This is a genomic window from Nonomuraea sp. NPDC050643, from assembly GCF_040654715.1.
Classification (GTDB): domain Bacteria; phylum Actinomycetota; class Actinomycetes; order Streptosporangiales; family Streptosporangiaceae; genus Nonomuraea.
In genome coordinates this window covers 82,220-102,831 of the sequence record NZ_JBFAIM010000032.1, presented here as the reverse complement: position 1 = coordinate 102,831, position 20,612 = coordinate 82,220, and the positions used below count along the sequence as shown (strand labels likewise).

The following is a 20,612-nucleotide window of genomic DNA, read 5'->3' as shown; positions in this document are numbered from 1 at the left end:
CTTCGGAAAGGGCGGGCATGGGGCACTGGGTCACCACATGGGCGGCGATGCCGCAGCTCACCGAGCCCGCCAACATGCCGCCCCCGCCGTACGCCAAGGACGGCCTGGTGCTGGCCGACACCACGCTGCGGCAGACCGTACGCGTGTCGGCCGGCGGCCCGCGCGTGCGGCTGCGCCTGTCCAACGCGTTCGGCGGCGCGCCGCTGCCGATCACCCGCGTCTCGGTGGCGCTTCCGGCCGGCGGGGCGGGCGGGAGCACGATCCGGCCGGGAAGCGCGCGGCCGGTGACGTTCTCCGGCCGCGGCCGGGCGGTCGTCCCGAGGGGCGCACACGTCGTCTCGGACCCCGTGGACCTGGCGGTGGCCCCCGGCTCCGTCCTGGCCGTGACCGTCTACCTCGCCGACGGCCAGGCCTCTTCCGACCTCACCTCGCACCCCGGCTCCAGGACCACCTCCCATCTGGTCGCGGGCGACCACACCGAGGCCGGGGACCTCCCCGGCGCGACCGCCGTCGACCACTGGTACCTGCTCAGCGGCGTCGAGGTGTGGTCCGGCCGCGACACGGCCGCCCTCGTCCTGCTCGGCGACTCCCTCACCGACGGCCGGGGCTCCACCACCAACGGCAACGACCGCTGGCCCGACCTGCTCTTCGACCGCCTGCGCGGCGGCGTCGCCATCGTCAACCAGGGCGCGGGCGGCAACCGCGTGCTGAACGACGGCCTCGGCCCGAGCGCCCTGGCCCGGCTCGACCGCGACGTGCTCGCCCAGAGCGGGGCCCGCTTCCTGGCCGTCTTCGAGGGCGTCAACGACCTCGGCACGGCCGAGCCCACCGCGCGGGCGCAGCGGGGGGTGGCCGAGGAGCTGATCGCCGCCTACGAGCAGATCATCCTGCGCGCCCAGGCCCGTGACCTCCTCGTGTACGGCGCCACGCTCACCCCCTTCGGCGGCCACGACCCCTACGACGACCCCGAGGGGCACCGGGAGGCGGCCCGGCAGGCGGTCAACGCCTGGATCCGCGACTCCGGCCGCTACGACGCCGTCATCGACTTCGACCGCGCGGTCCGCGACCCGGCCGCGCCGGGCCGGCTGCCGGCGGCGTACGACGAGGGGGACCACCTCCACCTGGGCCCGGCCGGCTATCAGGCCCTCGCGCGGGCCTTCCCGCTCGCGCTGCTCACGTGGCCAGGATCCGGTTGAGCCCGTCCTCGAACCGCTCGTCGAAGGTGCCGTCGATGAGGTGGTCGAGGGCCTCGCGCAGGGCCGGATAGGAGCCCCGCGCCACGGCGGCGCGCAGCCGGGGCTCGTCCTCCCGGTCGAGGCCCTGCTCCTCCTGGGCCAGGCCGAGCGTGAAGTACACCATCGCCGTCAGCGTCCACGCCGCCTCGCGCGGCGTCGCGCCCGCGTCCAGCAGCGCGGCGATGACCGCGTCGGAGAAGCGCAGGGTGGCGGGCTCGGCCGCGTACGTGCCCGCCACCAGGGCCGCCCCGTCACGGTGGCCCATCAGCGCGCGGCGGTAGCGGCGCATCAGCTCCCTGGCCCGCTCCGGCGCGGACCCGGGCAGGCCGTCCAGCGAGATCTCGGCGGTGACCGCGTCGGCCATCAGCTCCAGCAGCCTGGCCTTGGTCTTGACGTGCCACAGCACGGTGTTCATGCGCACGCCGAGGAGCCCGGCGACGGCACGCGTCGTGACGGCCTCCAGCCCCTGCTCGTCCAGCAGTCGCAGGGCCGCCGTCACGACGGTGTCGGCCGTTTGCCTTTTGGTCACTGACCTAGTTTACTCAGGGCGCGTTGTTGGTCAGCGACCAAGGAGGTTTCCATGGATCCCGTCATCGTCGTCGGCGCCGGGCCGACCGGGCTGTGGCTGGCGGCCGAGCTGCGGCTGCGCGACGTACCGGTGACCGTGCTGGAGAGCCTGCGGGCGCGGAACCCGCACTCCAAGGCGGTCACCGTGCACCCCAGGACACTGGAGATCCTCGGCATGCGCGGGATCGCCGGCCGCTTCGTGGCCGCCGGGATGCCGGTGCCGACCGGGCACTTCGCCTCGCTGGACGAGCGCATGGACTTCGGCGTCCTGGACACCCCGTACCCGTTCACGCTCTTCCTGCCGCAGGCGCGCACCGAGGAGCTCCTGGAGGAGCACGCCGTGGCGCTGGGCGCGACGGTGCTGCGCGGCCACCGGGTGACGGGCCTGGAGCAGGGGGCCGACGCGGTGACCGTGCGGGTCGAGGGGCCGGAGGGGCCGTACGACGTGCGCGCCTCCTACGTCGCCGGCTGCGACGGAACCCGCAGCACGGTCAGGCGGGCGGCCGGGATCGGCTTCCCCGGCTCCGAGGCCACGGCATGGGGCTGGCTGGGCGACGTCGTCCTCGACGACCCGCCCGACCGGCCGTTCAGCGCGTGGGGGGAGGAGGGCGGCCTGATGGTGGTGCCGCTGCCCGGCGGCGTCCACCGCTTCGCCGGCCTGAGCACCGAGGACCTGCGCCGGGAGCACCCCGGAGAGCTGACCCTCGAACGGCTCCGCGACAAGGTCCGGCGCCTGCTCGGGACCGACCACGGCATGCGCGACCCCCGGTGGCTGTCCCGTTTCGGCAACGCCGCCCGCCAGGCCACCGAATACCGCCGGGGACGGATCCTGCTGGCCGGAGACGCCGCGCACATGCACTTCCCGGCCGGCGGGGTGGGTCTCAACATCGGCCTCCAGGACGCCGCCAACCTGGGCTGGAAGCTCGCCGCCACGGTCCGCGGCACCACCGGCGACCTGCCGGACCCCTCCCGTGCCTCCGGCGCCCTGCCGGACCCTCATCGTGCCTCCGGTGATCTGCTGGACACCTACCACGCCGAACGTCACCCCGTCGGCGTGGACCTGCTGCGGCACACCCAGGCCCAGACCGCGCTCATGACGGCCTTCTCCGCCGACGGCCGGGCCCTGCGCGCGTTCGTCGGCGGCCTCGTCGCCGACCTCCCGGAGCTGTCGCGGACCCTCGCCGAGCGCCTGTCCGCACTCGACGTCCGCTACGCCCCGCCCGCCGGCCGGACGCCCGCCCACCCGCTGACCGGCACCCGCGTCCCCGACCTCGCCTTCACCGACGGCACCCGCCTGTACGCCCTCATGCACACCGGCCGCCACGTCCTGCTCGACCTGTCGGGCGGCGGCCACAGGGCGGGCCCGCAGGCCGACCACCACGACGTCCGCCTGGCCGGCCCGCCCGACGGCTGGGCCCGCGTCCGCGCCGCACTGGTACGCCCCGACGGCCACCTCGCCTGGGCGATCGAGTAATGACCTGACCGGACACGTCCCGACCGAGACAGGGGATTACCCCCGGGGCCGCGGTGAGCGATCCTGGCAGGGTGGTGAACGACATGGGGGATCCGCCGACGTCTCCGCTGCTGGAGCGCATCCGGCGCGGCATCATCGGAGACGACGAGGTGCTCGAAGGCCCGTACGGGCCCCGCCGCATCACCTACGCCGACTACACCGCCTCGGGCAGGTCCCTCGACTTCATCGAGGACTTCATCCGCGACCAGGTGCTGCCGCGCTACGCCAACACCCACACCGAGAGCTCCGGCACCGGCCTGCAGACCAGCCGCTTACGCGAGGAGGCCCGCGGGATCGTCCGCGACGCCGTCGGCGGCGGCCCCGACGACCTGGTCGTCTTCTGCGGCTCCGGCGCGACCGCGGCCGTCAACAAGCTGATCGGCATCCTCGAACTACGCGTCCCCCGCCGGTACGCCCCCCACCTCCCGCCCGGCGAGCGGCCGGTCGTGTTCGTCGGCCCGTACGAGCACCACTCCAACGAGCTGCCCTGGCGCGAGTCCATCGCCGAGACCGTCGTCATCGGCGAGGACCGCGACGGCCACATCGACCTCGGCGACCTGCGCCGGCACCTGACCCGCCACGCCGGCCGCCCGCTGCTCATCGGCAGCTTCTCGGCCGCCTCCAACGTGACCGGCATCCTGTCCGACACCGAGCGCATCGCCGCGCTGCTGCACGAGCACGGCGCGCTGTCGTTCTGGGACTACGCGGCGGCCGGCCCGTACGTGCCCATCCGGATGGCGGCCAGTGCGCCCGGCCGCGCCGACCACAAGGACGCGATCTTCCTGTCCCCGCACAAGTTCGTCGGCGGCCCGCAGACGCCGGGCGTCCTCGTGGTCCGGCGGGAGCTGGTCGCCAACCGGGTGCCGACCGCGCCCGGCGGCGGGACCGTGCTGTTCGTGGACCCGACCGGGCACCGCTACCTGGACGACCCGATCGCCCGCGAGGAGGGCGGCACCCCCGCCATCATCGAGTCGATCCGCGCCGGGCTGGTGTTCGGCCTCAAGCAGGCCGTGGGCACCGACCTCATCCAGGCCCGCGAGGAGCGCCTCTGGCAGCGGGCGCTGGAGCGGTGGGGCCGCCGTCCGAACATCGACATCCTCGGCGACCGCGACTCGCGCCGGCTGTCGATCGTCTCGATCCGCGTACGCGCGGGCGGCGGCCTGTTCCTGCACCACAACTACGTCGTGGCGGTGCTGAACGACCTGTTCGGGATCCAGTCGAGGGGCGGCTGCTCGTGCGCGGGCCCGTACGGCCATCGGCTGCTGGACATCGACTCCGCCCGCTCCCTGGAGTTCCAGCAGGAGATCGGGCTCGGGTGCGAGGGCATCAAGCCCGGCTGGGTACGCGTCAACTTCAACTACTTCATCTCCGACACCGTCCGCGACTACCTCATCGACGCCGTCGACCTGGTCGCCACGGCGGGGCACCGGCTGCTGCCCGACTACCGGTTCGAGCCGCGTACCGGCCTGTGGCGTCACCACCTGGGGCCGGCCGAGCCGCCGCTGCGCCTGTCCGGCCTGCGCTACGACGCCGGCCCGGCGCCCCGGGCCAGGGCCGGCGAGGACGTGCTCGCGAGCTACCTCGACCAGGCGCGCAAGCTGCTGGACGGCCTGCCCGACGAGATCGACCGCAGGTCACCGGGACTGCCGGGCGAGTTCGAGCGGCTGCGCTGGTTCCCGCTGCCCGCCGTCTGCCTCGACGACACCCGTTAACACGCGACGGTAACGATTGCCTGTGAAAGAGGTCCGTGCATATGCCCCTTTCGTATCGCCCATGGAACGCTACAGGCGGCGACCGGACGGCATGGATCGGGTGAGGTTCGAGTGGCGACGAGAAGCGAGGGATCGACGAGGCGGCGGCTCGGCCGGCTGACCGTCTCGGCCGCGGTGACGGCGGTCATGGCACTCGTCGTGGCGAGCTGCGGCCAGGGCGCCGAGCCCCGGCAGAGCGCTCCGCCGGCGCAGGAGTCCCCGGCCGCGACGACGGAGGCGACCACGGGGTCGGTCAAGCCACCGGAGGTGCCGGACGGCTGGCAGCGCTGGGGGTTCACGCACACGGGCATCAGCGCCAACAACATCACCCGGGAGTTCGAGCAGGACGTGGCCGGCTCGCTCGCGCGTACCCCGATGCTGCAGAACCAGCACATCATGGGCTTCGGCGCGCTCAACCCCGAGCCGTACCCGGGGGAGTACTTCTGGGAGGACCTCGACAGCCGGATGAACCTCATGCGGCAGTCGCGCGCCACGCCGATCATCACGCTCTGCTGCGCCCCCGACTGGATGAAGGGCGGCCCCGAAGGCCCCACCGAGGACTCGGCCTGGGCCGAGCACCTGGAGGACGCCCCCTACCCCGAGCACTTCGACGACTTCGCCAAGCTCGCGGCGGCCGTGGCCACGCGGTACAAGGACGTCAAGTACTTCATGGTGTGGAACGAGTTCAAGGGCTTCTGGAAGGACCACTCCAAGCCCGCGGACTACAAGGGCTACACCGAGATGTACAACAAGGTCTACGACGCGGTGAAGAAGGCCCGGCCGGACGCCCAGATCGGCGGCCCGTACCTGGGCTTCGACAGCAACAAGGGCGGCGACTCCGAACTGCGCGGCGACTGGGGCGTCGTCAACCAGAACGTCCTGGACGCCTTCAACTACTGGTACGAGAACAAGAAGGGCGCCGACTTCATCGTCGTCGACGGCGCCTCGGTCACCGACGCCCACGAGCTGCTGCCCGACGAGTTCGGCGCGCTGGGCAAGTTCGGGGCGGTCACCCAGTGGCTGCGCGAGAAGACCGGCGACATGCCGATCTGGTGGTCGGAGTGGTATTTCGTGCCCGAGGACGGCACCAAGTGGGCCGAGCCCAAGCGCCTGGCCGTCCAGGCCGCCTCGATGATCGAGTTCGCCCGCAGCGGCGCCGCCACCGCGCTCTACTGGAACCCGCAGGCCAAGGAGGGCACCTGCCCGGCCTGCCTGTGGGACCCGCGCAGCGGGGCCGAGACGGGCACCGGGAAGCTTCTCGCCGAGTTCACCCGGTGGTTCCCGGCCGCGGCGCGGCTCGACCCCGTCACCTCGAGTGACGCGGCCGTCCGGGTGCTGGCGCAGCCGGAGCGGCTCGTGCTGGTCAACACCACCGGCGGCGACGTCAGCACGACGGTGGACGGCAAGGAGTACGCGCTGGGGCCGTACGAGATCAAGTGGAGCGGCCGCTGACCGGTGGAGAGCCTGACGCTCTCCACCGGAGTGCGCGCTGTTACCAGTCGCCGCCTTCGTCGCCCTCGAAGAACTCCTCGACGACCTCCTCGACCACTTCGCCGGCCACGAGGCCGCCGACCACGCCGGCGGCGCCGGCCGCGGCCACCATGCCGAGGCCCGGGCCTCCATGGTGGCCCCCGTGGTGCCCGTGGTGCCCGTGGTGCCCGTGGTGCCCGTGGTGCCCGTGGTGCCCGTGGTGATCGTCGTCGTAGTGGCCGAAGCCGCCGCCGTGGCCGCCCGGGTGGCCGTGCTGGGAGAGGCCGTCGAGCCAGCGTCCGAGCTCGGCGTCCCAGTCGGTGCGCAGCGCGTCGTCGTGGCTGACGTGGAAGCGGCCGATGGCGTCGCTCGAGGAGTAGCGGCCGCTGCGCTTGTCGGCCTCCATGACCACGTGCAGGCCCGCCGGGTCGGCCACGAACGTGACCTCGATCTCGCCGACCAGCCCGGCGTAGCGGCCCGTCGGGTAGAACTCGATCTCCTGGTAGAACGGCAGGTCCTGCGGCACTCCGTAGAGCCGGCCGGCCTCCAGGTCGGCGGAGCGGAAGGCGAAGCCGAGGCTCAGGAACGACTCCAGGATCTGGAGCTGGGACGGCAGCGGCTCGATCGCCGTCATGTCGAGGTCGCCCTTGTCCACGGCCTTGGCGATGGCCAGCTCGGTCCGTACGCCGATCGCCATGCCGGTCAGCGGCCGCCCCTGGATCTCGCTGATCGGCGTCTCCCACGGCACCGGGAACCGGAAGCCGATGACGCGCTCCTCGCCCTTGCGCAGCGTGAAGGGGCCGGAGACCTGGGAGCGGGCGAACTCGCCGAGCCCGGCGCCCTCGCCGTCACCGTGCTCGATCTCCACCCTGGCCACCAGGCCGAGCGTGACGTGCTCGATCTCGGCGTCGAAGTCGCCGCCCTTGAGGCGCACCTCGCCCTCCAGCGTGCCGCCCGGCTTGGTCCGCGGGGTGGACAGGACCGTGTCCACCGAGGGCGCGCCGACGCCGAACGCACCCAGCATCCGTTTGAAGACCACGGCTCTCTTCTTTCTGTTGAAGATCGATTGTCTGCCGCTCGCGTCAACGATCAGCTCGGGGGCTGAGTTCCGCAGGACGATCCCTGATGAGAAGCTGGTCTAGCTTGGCGTTCACCGCCGCGAGCTCCTGCTTGACCGACTCGAGCTCCGAGCGGGCCTGGCTCTCGGAGGCGGCGTTCTCGACGTCGTTCATGGCGTTGACGACGACCGCGATGAACAGGTTCAGGGCGACGAAGGTGGACATCAGGATGTAGACGATGAAGAAGATCCACGCCCAGGGCTTGTCCTCCATGACCTCCTGCGCGACGTTCCCCCAGTCGTCGCCCGTCATGATCTGGAACAGCGTGAAGAGCGAGCGCGGCAGCTCGTCGAAGCGCTCGGGCACGATGTCGCCGAACAGCTTGGTGGCGATGACCGCCGCGATGTAGATCATCAGGACGAGCAGGCCGATGATCGAGGCCATCCCCGGCACGGCGGCCAGCAGCGCACCGACCACGCGGCGCATGCTGGGCACGGCCGAGACCAGCCGCAGTGCCCGCAGGATGCGCAGCGCTCGCAGCACCGACGTGGGGCCCGAGGCCGGGATGAGCGCGACGGCCACGATGATCGTGTCGAACCAGTTCCACGGGTCGCGGAAGAACGCCCTGCGGTAGGCGTACAGGCGGGCGGTGATCTCGGCGGTGAAGATCGCGAGCGCGATCCGGTCGATGGCGTGCAGCAGCCCGCCGGCCCGCTGCATCAGGTACGCGCTGGTCTCGCAGCCGATGGTGACGGCGTTGACGACGATGACCAGGATGACCGCCCGCTGCACGAGCCGGCTCTCCAGTACGGCCCGAACGCGCTCTTGCCCAGACACCGAACCCCGCTTCCCTCCGGCTGATCGAAGATCATCTTAGGGACGCGGGGCGACCCCGGCCGCCGCCCGGAGGAGGCTGAGACGGGGATCACACCCTAGAGGCCGCCGCCGGCCCGGACGCGCTCGACGAAGCCGCACACGTGCTCGCGCAGCAGCCCGGCGGCCTCGGCGGCCGAGCCGGACTGGGCGGCTTGAAGGATCCCGCGGTGCTCGTCGGCCTCCCGCTCCCAGGTGGGCACCCGCTCCCAGGCCGCCGCCGAGATCAGCGCGGTCTGGTCGCGCAGCGAGTCGAGGGTGCTGACGAGCAGGGGGTTGCCGCAGCCGGCGTAGAGGGTGCGGTGGAAGTCGCGGTTGGCCAGGCTGCGCTCGGCCCGGTCGGCGGAGGTGTCGGCGCGGCGCAGGGCCTCGGCGGCCGGGGCCAGGTCGGCGCCGCGCTCGACCGTACGCGAGACCGCCTCGGGCTCGAGCAGCAGGCGCAGGTCGTAGACCCACTCCAGCAGGGCGTCGTCGACCGTGCGCACGGCCGCGCCCTTGTACTCGCTCATCGTGACCAGCCCGGCGCCCGCCAAGGTCTTGAGGGCCTCGCGCACGGGCGTCTTGGACACGCCGAGCTGCTGGGCCAGGTCGGTTTCGACGAGCGGCTGCCCCGGCTGGAGCGCGCCGGTCAGGATCGCGTGCTTGATCGCCTCCAGGACGATCGTGCCCCGCGAGGACAGTGACCTGGGCCGGCCGGCGAAGACCAGGGACGGCATGACCTCACTCATGGAGCAAAGATATCGTACATTGCATCTCGTATATGACCGCTGTTTCGGTTACAGTCGCGTGAATTAGGACTTCAGGGACTTCACCGAAGGGAGACCCGTACCGATAGAGCCGTCCGGTGTGGCCCGCGGCCACGGACCACACCGGCGAGACGGCTCCGTTCACTCGAACACGCGGACCGGCCGGATCCCCGGGGACGCCGTTGGCGCGGCGTCTTCGGGCTCACGATCCGGTGGTCCGGCGTGGCCACTGCACTGACCTGCAGCATGGAGCTCGAATGCAGTCTAACTCCGCAACCCCCGCCCCCGCCGTGCCCGCGACAGCGCGACCCGCACGGTCCCGACTCCGCTGGTCGATCATCGCCCTTTCGGGCATCGGCCTCGCGATCGCCTACCTCGACCGGTCCGCCCTCAGCGTCGCCGGCACCGACATCCAGAAGGAGCTGGGCTTCGACCAGGTCACGAAAGGGATCCTGCTCAGCTCGTTCTTCTGGACCTACGCGATCTTCCAGTTGCCCTCCGGGTGGCTGCTCGACCGCTTCGGCCCCCGCCTCATCTATCCCATCGCCGTCGTGTGGTGGTCGCTGTGGACGGCCGCGACGGCCCTGGCGCACGGCGTCGGCACGCTGCTGGTCACCCGGCTCGGCCTCGGCATCGGCGAGGCGCCCGTGCAGCCGGCCAACATCAAGGTCGTCTCCGCCTGGTTCCCGCGCAGGGAGCGGGCACTGGCCTCCAGCCTGTTCGACACCGGACAGCAGGTCGGCGTGGCCCTGTCCGTGCCGGTCGTCAGCGCGCTGATGGCGGCGTTCGGCTGGCGGGCGGCGTTCGTCGTGATCGGCGTCGTCGGCATGGTGTGGGTGATCGGCTGGTGGATGATCTACCGCTCGCCGCGGGAACACCCCCGCATCTCGCAGGCCGAGCTCGACTACATCGAGGGCGGCGACGCGGCCGTGCCCGAGAGCGGGCCACGCGTGCGCTGGCTGGAGCTGCTGCGCTACCCCACCGTGTGGGGGCTGGTGTTCGGCTACATCTGCCGCTCGGCGACCGGCGCGTTCTTCCTGACGTGGTATCCGAGCTACCTGATGGAGGCCCGGGGCTTCTCGCTCCTGGAACTGGGCGTCTTCGGCTCCATCCCGGCCGTGCTCGGGGTGGGCGCCACGATCGCCGGCGGCGCCTTCTCCGACTGGCTGGTACGCCGCGGCGTCCCCATCTCCCGCGCCCGCAAGATCCCGATCATCACCGGCATGCTGCTGGCCTCGACGATCGCGCTGACCACGTTCGTGGACGGCACCGTGGCCGTGATGATCCTGCTGTCGGTCAGCAACTGCGCCCACTCCTTCGCCGGCGCCGCCATCCTCAGCCTGCCGGCCGAGGTCGCCCCCTCGCCGTCGGTGATCGGCTCGATCGCGGGCTTCCAGAACTTCGGCTCGCAGATCGGCAACATCATCAGCCCCATCCTCATCGGGTTCTTCCTGGCGCTGAGCGGCAACTCCTACACCGGACCGATGCTGTTCGCCGGGTTCATGGCCATCCTGGGCACGCTGATCTACGGGTTCGTGGTGAAGGTCCGGCCGCTGAACGAGACGGTCCCCGCAGAGAGCAGAGGTTGATCCATGCGTTCACTGACCGAGCGGCTGGCCGACGTCGCGGCCGTCACCGTGACGCCCTTCGACGGGGCCGGCGGCATCGATCTCGACGCGAACGTCAAGCTCGTCCGCCGGCTCGTCGACGCGGGCGTCGGCGTGATCACGCCGAACGGCAACACCGGCGAGTTCTACGCCCTGACCCCGGACGAGCGGCGCCGGATGCTGGAGTCGACCGTCCCGGCGGCCGGGGACGACGCGGTCGTGCTGGCCGGCGTCGGGCTCGACGTGGCCTCGGCCGTCGAGTCCGCCCGGCACGCCGGCGAGCACGGCGCGCGGATGGTGATGGTGCACCAGCCCGTGCACCCGTACATCGCGGCCGACGGCTGGGTGGACTACCACCGGCGCATCGCCGAGGCCGTGCCCGAGCTGGGCGTCGTCCTGTACGTCCGCAGCCCCCGGGTCACCGGCGAGCAGATCGCGCGGCTGGGCGAGGCGTGCCCGAACGTCATCGGCGTCAAGTACGCCGTGCCCGATCCGGTGGTGTTCGCCTCCGTGGCCCGCGACGCCGGGCTCGACCGGTTCGCGTGGTTGTGCGGGCTGGCGGAGCCGTACACGCCGGCGTACTGGGCGGTCGGGGCGCGCGGCTTCACCTCCGGGCTGGTCACCGCGGCGCCGGAGCTGACGCTGCGGATGCGCGACGCGCTGCGGGCCGGCGACTACGCCGCCGCCATGGAGGTATGGGAACGGATCAGGCGGTTCGAGGAGCTGCGCGGCACGGACGCCTCGGCCGACAACGTGGCGGTGGTCAAGGAGGCCCTCGCCCAGCTCGGGCTGTGCCGCCGGGACGTGCGGCCACCGAGCCGGACACTGCCGGACGCCGTACGCGAGGAGGTGGCCTCGATCCTGGCCGCCTGGCAGGGAGGAGCAGCATGAAGATCACCGCGTTGCGGACGTACATGCAGCGGGTGGACGTACGACCGCGCCTGCTGGTGAAGGTGGAGACCGACGAGGGGGTGTCCGGCTGGGGCGAGGCCTACAACCACGGGCCCGACCACGCGCTGATCCCGGTGCTGGAGTACATGTTCCAGCAGATCCAGGGCGTGGACCCGCGCCGGGTCGAGTACGTGGTGCGCCGGCTCATGCAGGAGGCGCGCTTCCCGCCGGGCGCCATCGGCCTGGCCGCGATCGCGGCCATCGACCAGGCCCTGTGGGACATCTCGGGCAAGGCGGCGGGGCTGCCGGTGTACATGCTGCTCGGCGGCAACGTACGCGACCGCGTCCCCGTCTACTGCGGCGTCTACACCGCCCCCGACCCGGCGGCCTGCCACGACCTCACCCAGGAGCTCAACGAACGGTACGGCTTCACCGCCTTCAAGCTCAGCCCCTACCGCCGTGACCTGTACGCGGGCCGCTGGGGCAACGTGTGCAAGGAGGCCGCCGACTACTTCGCCGAGATCCGCTCCATCCACCCGCCGGAGTGGGAGTTCGCCTTCGAGGCGCACGCCCGCATCTTCGAGCCGCGCCAGGCGATCCAGCTCGGCAATGCGCTGGCGCCGTACGACCCGCTCTGGTTCGAGGAGCCGATCAGGCCCGAGTACCTGCCGGCCTGGGGGCACCTGCGCAGCCGGCTCGACGTGCCGCTGGCCACCGGGGAGTCGCTGTTCCTGCCGCAGGACTTCCTCGCCCTGCTGACGGCGGGCGGGGCGGACATCGTCCAGCCGGACGTGTGCGTGGTGGGCGGGCTGGCGCAGATGCGCAGGATCGCCGCGATCGCGGAGGCGCACTTCGCCGGTGTGGCGCCGCACAATCCGATGGGGCCGCTGGCCACGGCGGTGAACGCGCACTTCGGCGCCACGCACCACGGGCTCAAGCTGGTGGAGTACAAGCCGTGTGAGACGACCTGGTGTCCCGATCCGTACCTGCCGGTGGACGGACACCTGGAGCTGCGGCCCGACCGGCCGGGCTGGGGCGTCGAGATCGACGAGTCGGTGCTGGGAACCGACGACTACGTGCGCTGGGAGCGCGTCCTGCCCATCCGTCCCGACGGGTCCACCGGCTACGTCTGACCTGTCACTCGAATTGCTCGCTGAACGGCCGGTTCGCCGGCGTCCCGGGCGGCCGCCGGCGAGGGGTCAGGGGATCCTTCGCGGCGCGCCGCCCGGCAGGGGTCACTCGCGGCGTCTGCCGTACATGCCCACCGTCAGCGACACCCCGAGTGCCGCCAGGGCGACCTGGATGGCCAGCTCGATCCAGTCGATGCCCGCCGTGTCCGCCACGCCCGCCCAGGCCGCGATCGCGGTGCCGATCAGGGCCGCGACCACGCCGATCACGATGGTGAGCCAGATGGGGATGCGCTGCCGGCCCGGGATGACGAGCCGTCCGAGAGCGCCGATCACGATGCCGATGATGAGGCCGGAGATGATGCCGGTGATGTCCACGCTGCGACTCCCAAAGGTCGGCGACCTACCGTCACCCCGCACAACGAACGGCCCCGCCTCCGGGTTTCAGCGATATCGATCCCGCCGGACGGCTCCGGCGGTCATGGATCCACGGGCAGCCGCCGTGCCGCCACGCCGGCCCAGCCCAGCCCCAGTGCGGCGATCATGAGAACGCCTCCCGCGCCCATCCCGGCCGCCACCACGCCCGCCGCGCCCGGCAGCAGGACCTGACCGGTGCGGTTGCCGACCAGGCGCAGCGACATCGCGCGCCCGCGCAGCCCGGGCGGCGCCGACTCCGCCAGCCACGACATCGTCAGCGGCTGCCCCACCCCGAGCCCGAACCCGAGCACCACAGGACGGTGCCGAGCAGATTCCCGGCCGCGACCAGGCCGGGCACGGTGTGCCCGAACGCCAGGAACGCCACTGCGGCGGCGGTGAACAGCAGGGCGCCGGCCACGGCCATGCGGCGCTCGCCGTACCGGTCGGCCGCGTGGCCGGCGGGCAGGGCCAGCAGCAGCGGCGCGATCGCGAAACTCGCCCCCAGCAGGCCCAGCCAGGCCGCCGGCACGTCCAGCTCGATCGCCCGGTACGACATCGTCGGCCGCAGCACGAACGTCACCACCTGCGTGCCCACCGAGTGCGCCAGCAGCACGGCCGCCGTGTACCGGCGCCCCCGCGCCTCAGAACCGGCCATCGTGTCCGCCGAGGTGGGTGTCGCGGTGTTCGCCCATTTCCGTCCTGTCCAGCCGAGGATGATCGTTATAACCTACAGCGGCTTGAGCCTATTATTCCGACATATCCCGACTAGGCAGGGTTGGCTGGCTTATAGCGGCGGCACCATATTGAAACAGGTTGCAGTTAATCCGTAGGCTGGCGGCATGATCCTGGACCGCTTCCAGATCACCGGCGCCGCCGCCGTCGTCACCGGCGCGGGCCGGGGCATCGGCGCGGCCACCGCGATCGCGCTCGCCCAGGCCGGAGCCGACGTGGCGCTCTGCGCCCGCACGGAAGACCAGCTCCGCGCCATCGCCGACCAGGTCGAGACGGCGGGCAGGCGAGCCCTGATCGTCGCGGCCGACCTTAGCGCGCCGGGCGCCGCCGAGGAGCTCGCCGAACGGGCCGCGCGGACGTTCGGCCGCCTCGACATCGTGGTCAACAACGTGGGCGGCGCGCTGCCCAGGGCGTTCCCCGACACCAGGCGCAGGCACCTCGAGAACGCGTTCCAGTTCAACGTCGGGATCATGCACGAGCTGACCCACGCGGCGCTGCCCCACCTGCTGGAGAGCGACGGCGGCGCGGTCGTGAACATCTCCTCCGCCATGGGCCGCCTGGCCGCCCGCGGCTACCTGGCGTACGGCACCGCCAAGGCCGCCGTCGCCCACTACACCCGCCTGGCCGCCCTCGACCTGGCGCCACGCGTCCGGGTCAACGCGGTGGCCGTCGGCTCGGTCGCCACCTCCGCGCTCGACCTCGTGCTGAACGACGACGGCCTGCGCACCCAGATGGAGCGGGCCACGCCGCTGCGCCGCATCGGCGAGCCGGAGGACGTCGCGGCCGCGGTGCTCTACCTCGTCTCCCCGGCCGCCCGGTACGTGACGGGCACCATCCTCCAGGTGGACGGCGGCATCGACCGCCCCAACCTCGACCTGGGCCTGCCGGACCTGCCGTAACGGCCGGAAGCCTGCCGGGGCGGTCGCCCCGGCGAAAGCACGCGAAGGTCATGACCCCTGACGGGCCGCTCCCTTGTGATTCATGGAATCATCCTGCAACCGGACTTTAAGCCGCTGGAAAGTCGCCCGAATAGGTTGGCTCACTGCCCGACCAGCCGACCTGAAGGAGCCGACGTAACCAGCCCGACTGTGTGGAGCGAGCTGCGTGTTTCCACCACGCCTCAGCTGTCCATCTCGATCTCTCCGCATCTCACGGCCCTGGCCATGATCACCGACGCCCTCGCGGGCCGCCGCCGCGGCCTGCCGGAGCTCTGGCGCAAGGCGATCGCCTCGCGCGTCGGACGGCCAGGACACCAGGCGGTACGCCCGCTCGCCGCCCCCGGCTACTCGGTGGTCCCCGACTCTCTCGTCCCCCGCACCCCCATCGGCGCCGACGTCTCCGTGCAGGCCCAGATCAACGCCCTGCGCGACCTGCCGCCCGGCGCCCTCGTCACCGACCTGGAGCAGGCGTTCGGCGAAGGGCCCTTGCCCGTCCACTGGCGCTCGGCCGCCGACCGGCCCGCGGCCTGGCTGCACGGCTACGCCGGCGCGCTGGCCGACGTCTGGCACACGACCGAACCGCTGTGGAAGCGCGCCCGCGCCCTGCTGGACAGAGAGGTGCGGCGCGTGGGCATCGCCACCGTGCGCGGCGGCCCCGAGCTGCTGCTCGGCGCGCTCACCAGCCGCATCACCTGCGGCGAGCGCGGCCTGCTCATCTCCGACATCGAGGCCAGCACGTACGACCTGGGCAACCGGAAGATCGTCCTGGTCCCCATGCTGGCCGGCAAGGACGCGGTCATCGTCAGCCTGGACAACGAGGAGGCCGTCTGGATCGCGTACCCGGTGCCCGGCGCGGCCTCGCTGTGGCGTCAACCGGCCGCCCCGGCGATCGACGAGCTGTCGGCGCTGATGGGCCCGGTACGCGCCGACCTGCTCTGCGCCATCGGCCGGCCCATGACCATGAGCATGCTGGCGGCCGACATGAAGATCGCGCCCAGCAGCATCACGTACCACTGTGACCGCCTGCGCGCCGCCCACCTCATCACCAGGGAGCGCCGCGGCCGTGAGGTGTGGGTCGGCCGCACCCACCGCGCGGAGGAACTGCTGGAGATGTACCACCGCTGAGTGCGCGGAGAGGGGCGCCCGGCGCGCCCCTCTCCGCCGTCCTCAGCGGGCGCCGTCGAACTGGAAGAGGAGCGGGCCGTCGAGCTTCCAGCCCGGCTCGTTCGCCAGGATCTTCTCCGTGTGCGACTCGATCGCGAGCCGCCACTTGTTGTTGTTCGACAGGCGGAACACCTTCACCTCGCCACCGGCGCCCGCCGAGCCGGGCGCGTAGCCCAGGACGCCCTCGTAACGGAAGTCACCCGAGCCCGCCAGGCGATCCCGCTCCGCCACCGAGGCGGTGACGAGGTACGACGCCTTCTTCGACCAGCGCAGCCGGTAGAGCGGCTTGCCACCGGCGAACGGGGCGGACGAGAGGTAGTAGAGCGGCGTCTGCGTCGTCGACCAGCCGTGCTTGCTGATCGCGTTCTGCTTCTCCGACTCGCTGGCCGTGTAGAAGAACCCGCCGTCCTTCGTCACCAGCTCATAGACCTTCACCCGCTGCGCGGCGACACTCGTGGCCGACGTCCCGGAAGTGGCGGAGGCCTGCGTGGCGGTGCCGAGAGCCAGCGCGGCGCCGAGAGACAGGGCGGCGCCCAGCGCCACGGCCGGACCGAGGCCGGTGGTGCGGGTCATGCGGCCGAATGACAGGGCCATCTATTCGAATCCCTCCGAAATAACCGATTGGACGCCGGTCAAGCTAACAGCGCGCACCAGCCCATCCGATCATTTCGATTTCCCTGAAAGGGTGCCCTGAGACGCCGGCGGGAAAGGGCGCGCCCCTGGCAGGAGGAGGTCGTCGATCGTCCCGTCCGGCCAGGTGACCCGCGTTCCGTCGACGGTGGGCGGCACGTCGCCGTGGCCGAGCAGGAGCGTGGCGGTGTACCAGTGGCCCGGCTCGGCGTCGCCGGGCGTCGCGCACCACGGGACCAGCGTGCGCTCGCCGAGCGGGGTGGCGGCCACGGCCGTGCCCCGCTCGGTCAGCCCGGGGCCGCCCAGCACGCGGGTGGCCGGGCCGCCCTCCGGCGCGGGCCAGCCGCCCACGCGCAGCCTGCCCGAGCCCCCCGACAGCCGGACGAACCGCACCTCCCACGCCCCGCGCACGGCCGACACGACCTCCAGCTCAGGCCCGTGCCGCATCTCGGCCCCCGGCCTGCTGTAGCCGTGGTCGGGACCCGGACCCTGCTCGCCCCAGTGCGCCCGCCACCGGGACGAGCCGACCAGCGTGCCCGACGGCGCCGCGCTCGCGGGCCCGGCGGTGAACCCGGTCCGGTGACTGGCCCGGCCGTCGCCGTCCAGCAGCACGACCGACTGGTCGAGGGGGTCGCCGGACAGCGGCGGGAACGTGGCCGTGGAGTAGCCCAGCCGCGCGTACAGCGGGTGGTCGGCCAGCCCGGACCCCGGGTGGGAGTGGTCGGTGCCGTGGTTGACCACCCGTACGACCCCGTCCGCCCGCGTCCCGGAGACCAGCCAGCCGGGGGCGCGCACCACCCGCGCGAAGTCGCCCTCCTCCACCGGCAGCGGCTCCTCCACGGCCGTCCACACCGGATGGTCGGCGGGCAGCGACAGCCCGAGGAACCCCTTCGAGGCCCAGTACGGCGAGCCGGGACCCGAATAGTCCTGCGCGATCGCCGGCCACGGCCCGTGCCAGCCCAGGGTCAGCACTCCGTCGCCGTCGGGCGCGCCGTTCACGGCGAAATGGCGGGCGATGCCGGACGCGGCCCTGCGCAGCAGCCCGGGGGAGCCGACGCCCGCCCTGGCGCCGGCCCAGAACGGCGCGGCGGCGGCGAAGCGGTAGGCCAGGCTGCGGCCCTGGATCAGCGGCGAGCCGTCGGCGCCGACCAGGTGCACGGCGTCGTCCAGATAGCGTTCGAGGCGCGCCAGGTAGCGGGGCTCGGGCGGCCGGCCCGCCATCTCGCTCCACAGCAGGGGGTAGAAGTGCAGCGCCCAGCCGGCGTAGTGGTCGTAAGAGCGTTCGGCGCCGTCGGCGTACCAGCCGTCCTCGCGCTCGAAGCTGTCGGCCAGAGCCAGCCCCGCGTCGATGTCCTCCTGCGCGTACGGCCCCCCGACCGAGGCCAGGAACTGCTCCACCACGATCTGGAACCAGACCCAGTTGATCGGCGGATAGTCCGAGCCGACCGCCGGGGCCAGATAGTCCACGACCTGCTCGCGCACCAGCGGCGTGAGCCGGTCCCACAGCCAGGGCCTGGTCAGGTGCAGGACCAGGGCGAGGGAGGCGGCCTCCACCTTGGCCTGGCCGTGCTCGTCCAGGCGTACCCAGCGCTCGGGGGAGTGGGGGTCGGTGCCGGCGGCGATGCCCTGGGCGTACCACTCCATGAGGTCGAGCGGGTCGCGCCCGTCCTCGCCGGCGACGCGGAACCCGGCGGCGAGGAGGGTGCGCGCGAACCCCTCCAGGCCGTCGACGTCGGCGCCGTAGCCGCCCGGCGGGCCGGGGAAGCCGACGCGGGCGTGGGAGGGGGAGGCGTGGGCGCGGGCCGACAGCAGCAACCGGTCGGCCAGCTCGGCCCAATGGTCCCTGGTCCAGCCCGTGTAAGGGGAGATCACCCGGCCTAGCAAACACGGTCCCGGCCGCGCCCGACAACAATGGGTTCATGGCGTACGGTCCGGACTGGCCCTCGGTACGCCGCCGCGCCGCGACCCGCCCGTGGGCCGCGTCCGTGCTGGCGGCCGTACAGGAGGGGTTCACGGCGTGGGCGGGCGTGCCGATCCCGGGGCCCGAGCGGGAGTCGGCGTGGATCCACCACTACTTCTGCGACGCCGACGGCGCGGAGCTGCGCTCCGGTCAGGACCACCACGTCTGCACCGACTGCGGCAAGGTCTACGCCGGCGAGCCGTGGGACGGCGCCTGGCGGGCCAGGACCCACGACGCGGTGGCCGGCCAGGCCCAGCGCGCCGCCCTCCTCCACCGCCTGAAGGGTCTCGGCCAGGCGCGGGCCGAGCTCGAGCGGATCCTGTCCACCTACGCCCGCGACTACCTCTCCTACCGGCCGCACGGCGAGATGGTCGGTGTCGGCCGGGTGCAGCCCCAGTCCCTCGACGAGGCCGTGTGGGCCGTCGGCCTGCTGCGCGCCGCCCGCTGGTCGGGCGACGCGCTCTCCCCGGCCACCTCGCAGGCCGTGGACCGCATGGCGCGGGCGGTCGCCGACCTGCTGCGACCGCAGGTCGGGGCCGTCCACAACATCCACTGCTGGCTCCTGGCCGCGCTGGCCGAGTGCGCCGCCCGGCTCGGGGACACCGAGCTGCTGACCTGGTGCCGCGACGGTGAGCACGGCGCCGAGGCCCAGGTCCGGCAGGGCTTCCACCCGGAGGGCCTCTGGTACGAGGTCAACGCCCACTACCACTACTACGCGCTCGCCGCCCTCCTGTCCTACGCCGAGGCCGCGGGGCCGGGCGGCCTGTCGGAGGAGTCCGAGGCCCGCCTGTCCCGGGCGATCGGCGCGCCGCCGCTGCTGGCGTACGCGGACGGCCGGCTTCCCGCCTACGGTGACGGCTGGCCCGACTGCTTCGTCGCCGAGTTCGCCCCGCAGGCCGAGGCGGCCTGGACCCTCCTGCCGGCCGCCCGCCCCGACCCGCGGCCCTACTACCGCCACCCCCACCCCACCTCGCTCCGCCTCTGGTACGGCGCCCGCATCCCCGACCCCACCCCCACTCGTTCGCCCGCCTCATCGCCCACCGGTTCGCGCGCTTCCGCCCCCACCGGTTCGGCCACCTCTTCGCTCGTCTCCGCGGCCTCTTCCTCGCCCGCCGCCTTGGCCGGGCGCAACTCCGTGGCCGCGCTCGTCTTCGGTCCCGACGACCTTCCCCCGCCCGGCACCGCCGTGCCGGCCTCGTTCGCCTGGCCGCGAGCCGGGATCGCCCTGCTCCGGTCGCCCGCGGTCCGGCTGGCGATCCGCTCGGGCCCCGACGCCGGGTGGCACGACCACCGCGACAAACTGGCCGTGGACGCCGAGACCGTCACCGGCTGGTCCAGCCTCGACCTCGGCACCAGCGGTTACGGCTCGGAGTTCACGGCGTGGATGCGCTCACCGGCCGCCCACAACACCGTCACCGTCGGCGCCCGCCCGCAACCCGCCCACACCGGCCGCCTCGTGGAGTGGTCCGCCGGCCACGTGACGGCGGAGTCCGCCTGGGACGGCCACGTCCTGCGCCGTACGATCACCGTCAACGACCACGGCTGGACGGACGTCCTCACCGTCACCCTCGCCCACCCCGACGCGATCGAGTGGGCCTTCCACGGAGACGGCGCGTTCGTGCCCGGCCTCGGGCCGGGCACACCGGCCGACCTGGGCCACGCCTGGCTCAGGGACGTCCGCCGGCTCACCGGCCGCCCTCTCCGGGGCGCCTGGTCGATCACCGGCTCCCCGCACCTCACGCTGACGGTCCCGGAAGGCTTCACCGCCTATGCCGCCACCGCCCCCGGCAACCCGAACGGCCGCCCCCTCGGCCTGCTGCTCCTCCGCGGCCACGCCACGGAGGCCCGCTTCGAGGCCGCCTTCACCATCGAGACACACGAGCCATCCTCGGCGGTAACCACTACCTGACCGTCCGAGCCCTCGCCCACCCGT

Annotated in this window: 19 protein-coding genes; 10 read left to right on the top strand and 9 right to left on the bottom strand. The window is 72.7% G+C overall.

Annotation, left to right across the window (positions count from 1 at the left end):
* Positions 1-17 precede the first annotated feature (17 nt).
* On the top strand, positions 18-1,196 hold the full coding sequence (locus AB0I15_RS35770; RefSeq protein WP_358105502.1) for an SGNH/GDSL hydrolase family protein: 1,179 nt from the start codon (positions 18-20) through the stop codon (positions 1,194-1,196).
* Here the strand turns inward: AB0I15_RS35770 and AB0I15_RS35765 are convergent.
* The gene (locus tag AB0I15_RS35765) at positions 1,174-1,764 is read right to left on the bottom strand and encodes a TetR/AcrR family transcriptional regulator C-terminal domain-containing protein (protein WP_358105499.1); all 591 of its coding nucleotides are present in this window, start codon (positions 1,762-1,764) and stop codon (positions 1,174-1,176) included. The genes AB0I15_RS35770 and AB0I15_RS35765 overlap by 23 nt on opposite strands.
* A 51-nt stretch (positions 1,765-1,815) precedes the next feature.
* On the opposite strand from AB0I15_RS35765, the gene AB0I15_RS35760 reads away from it, so the two are divergent.
* The 3 genes from AB0I15_RS35760 to AB0I15_RS35750 all read left to right on the top strand — a co-directional run bounded on the left by AB0I15_RS35760 (position 1,816) and on the right by AB0I15_RS35750 (position 6,518).
* Positions 1,816-3,276, top strand: coding sequence for an FAD-dependent monooxygenase (locus tag AB0I15_RS35760; protein ID WP_358105496.1), 1,461 nt, complete (start codon positions 1,816-1,818; stop codon positions 3,274-3,276).
* Between the two features lie 83 nt (positions 3,277-3,359).
* Complete coding sequence (locus AB0I15_RS35755; RefSeq protein ID WP_358105493.1) at positions 3,360-5,027, top strand: aminotransferase class V-fold PLP-dependent enzyme; 1,668 nt, start codon at positions 3,360-3,362, stop codon at positions 5,025-5,027.
* Between the two features lie 111 nt (positions 5,028-5,138).
* Positions 5,139-6,518, top strand: coding sequence for a xylan 1,4-beta-xylosidase (locus tag AB0I15_RS35750; RefSeq protein WP_358105490.1), 1,380 nt, complete (start codon positions 5,139-5,141; stop codon positions 6,516-6,518).
* A 40-nt stretch (positions 6,519-6,558) separates the two neighbouring features.
* Here AB0I15_RS35750 and AB0I15_RS35745 read toward each other — a convergent pair whose 3' ends face one another.
* From AB0I15_RS35745 to AB0I15_RS35735, 3 genes are all read right to left on the bottom strand, one after another.
* The gene (locus tag AB0I15_RS35745) at positions 6,559-7,575 is read right to left on the bottom strand and encodes a sporulation protein (RefSeq protein WP_358105487.1); all 1,017 of its coding nucleotides are present in this window, start codon (positions 7,573-7,575) and stop codon (positions 6,559-6,561) included.
* 43 nt (positions 7,576-7,618) lie between these two features.
* Positions 7,619-8,431: an ion transporter gene (locus AB0I15_RS35740; RefSeq protein WP_358105484.1), complete on the bottom strand. Its 813-nt coding sequence runs from the start codon at positions 8,429-8,431 to the stop codon at positions 7,619-7,621.
* A gap of 95 nt (positions 8,432-8,526) precedes the next feature.
* Positions 8,527-9,195, bottom strand: coding sequence for a GntR family transcriptional regulator (locus AB0I15_RS35735; RefSeq protein WP_358105481.1), 669 nt, complete (start codon positions 9,193-9,195; stop codon positions 8,527-8,529).
* A gap of 275 nt (positions 9,196-9,470) precedes the next feature.
* On the opposite strand from AB0I15_RS35735, the gene AB0I15_RS35730 reads away from it, so the two are divergent.
* Genes AB0I15_RS35730 through AB0I15_RS35720 form a run of 3 tightly spaced genes read left to right on the top strand, consistent with a single transcriptional unit; the run spans position 9,471 to position 12,844 of the window.
* Positions 9,471-10,802 carry an MFS transporter gene (locus AB0I15_RS35730; protein ID WP_358105478.1) on the top strand — a complete coding sequence of 444 codons (1,332 nt, stop codon included), beginning with the start codon at positions 9,471-9,473 and terminating at the stop codon, positions 10,800-10,802.
* A gap of 3 nt (positions 10,803-10,805) precedes the next feature.
* Positions 10,806-11,711, top strand: coding sequence for a dihydrodipicolinate synthase family protein (locus tag AB0I15_RS35725; RefSeq protein WP_358105474.1), 906 nt, complete (start codon positions 10,806-10,808; stop codon positions 11,709-11,711).
* Positions 11,708-12,844 (top strand): mandelate racemase/muconate lactonizing enzyme family protein, encoded by a 1,137-nt coding sequence (locus tag AB0I15_RS35720; protein ID WP_358105471.1) that lies wholly within the window; start codon positions 11,708-11,710, stop codon positions 12,842-12,844. Before AB0I15_RS35725 ends, AB0I15_RS35720 begins: the two co-directional genes overlap by 4 nt.
* Before the next feature lie 102 nt (positions 12,845-12,946).
* Here the strand turns inward: AB0I15_RS35720 and AB0I15_RS35715 are convergent, their stop codons facing one another.
* The 3 genes from AB0I15_RS35715 to AB0I15_RS35705 form a co-directional block, all read right to left on the bottom strand.
* A complete protein-coding gene (locus tag AB0I15_RS35715) occupies positions 12,947-13,216 on the bottom strand; it encodes a GlsB/YeaQ/YmgE family stress response membrane protein (RefSeq protein WP_358105468.1) in 270 nt (89 codons plus the stop codon).
* A gap of 101 nt (positions 13,217-13,317) precedes the next feature.
* Positions 13,318-13,566 carry a hypothetical protein gene (locus AB0I15_RS35710; protein WP_358105465.1) on the bottom strand — a complete coding sequence of 83 codons (249 nt, stop codon included), beginning with the start codon at positions 13,564-13,566 and terminating at the stop codon, positions 13,318-13,320.
* A complete protein-coding gene (locus AB0I15_RS35705; RefSeq protein WP_358105462.1) occupies positions 13,530-13,910 on the bottom strand; it encodes an MFS transporter in 381 nt (126 codons plus the stop codon). The genes AB0I15_RS35710 and AB0I15_RS35705 overlap by 37 nt, the downstream gene beginning before the upstream one ends.
* 184 nt (positions 13,911-14,094) lie before the next feature.
* Between AB0I15_RS35705 and AB0I15_RS35700 the strand changes: the two genes are divergently transcribed.
* Together AB0I15_RS35700 and AB0I15_RS35695 are read left to right on the top strand one after the other, a co-directional pair.
* The gene (locus AB0I15_RS35700) at positions 14,095-14,886 is read left to right on the top strand and encodes an SDR family oxidoreductase (RefSeq protein WP_358105459.1); all 792 of its coding nucleotides are present in this window, start codon (positions 14,095-14,097) and stop codon (positions 14,884-14,886) included.
* Between the two features lie 264 nt (positions 14,887-15,150).
* On the top strand, positions 15,151-16,050 hold the full coding sequence (locus AB0I15_RS35695; RefSeq protein ID WP_358105456.1) for a winged helix-turn-helix domain-containing protein: 900 nt from the start codon (positions 15,151-15,153) through the stop codon (positions 16,048-16,050).
* A gap of 42 nt (positions 16,051-16,092) precedes the next feature.
* On the opposite strand, the gene AB0I15_RS35690 is transcribed toward AB0I15_RS35695, so the two are convergent.
* Positions 16,093-16,683 (bottom strand): hypothetical protein, encoded by a 591-nt coding sequence (locus AB0I15_RS35690; protein WP_358105453.1) that lies wholly within the window; start codon positions 16,681-16,683, stop codon positions 16,093-16,095.
* Between the two features lie 69 nt (positions 16,684-16,752).
* Positions 16,753-18,591, bottom strand: a complete 1,839-nt coding sequence (locus tag AB0I15_RS35685) for a DUF2264 domain-containing protein (protein WP_358105450.1) — start codon at positions 18,589-18,591, stop codon at positions 16,753-16,755.
* Positions 18,592-18,638: 47 nt separating this feature from the next.
* Between AB0I15_RS35685 and AB0I15_RS35680 the strand changes: the two genes are divergently transcribed.
* Positions 18,639-20,588: a heparinase II/III family protein gene (locus tag AB0I15_RS35680; protein WP_358105447.1), complete on the top strand. Its 1,950-nt coding sequence runs from the start codon at positions 18,639-18,641 to the stop codon at positions 20,586-20,588.
* The last annotated feature ends 24 nt before the right edge of the window (positions 20,589-20,612 follow it).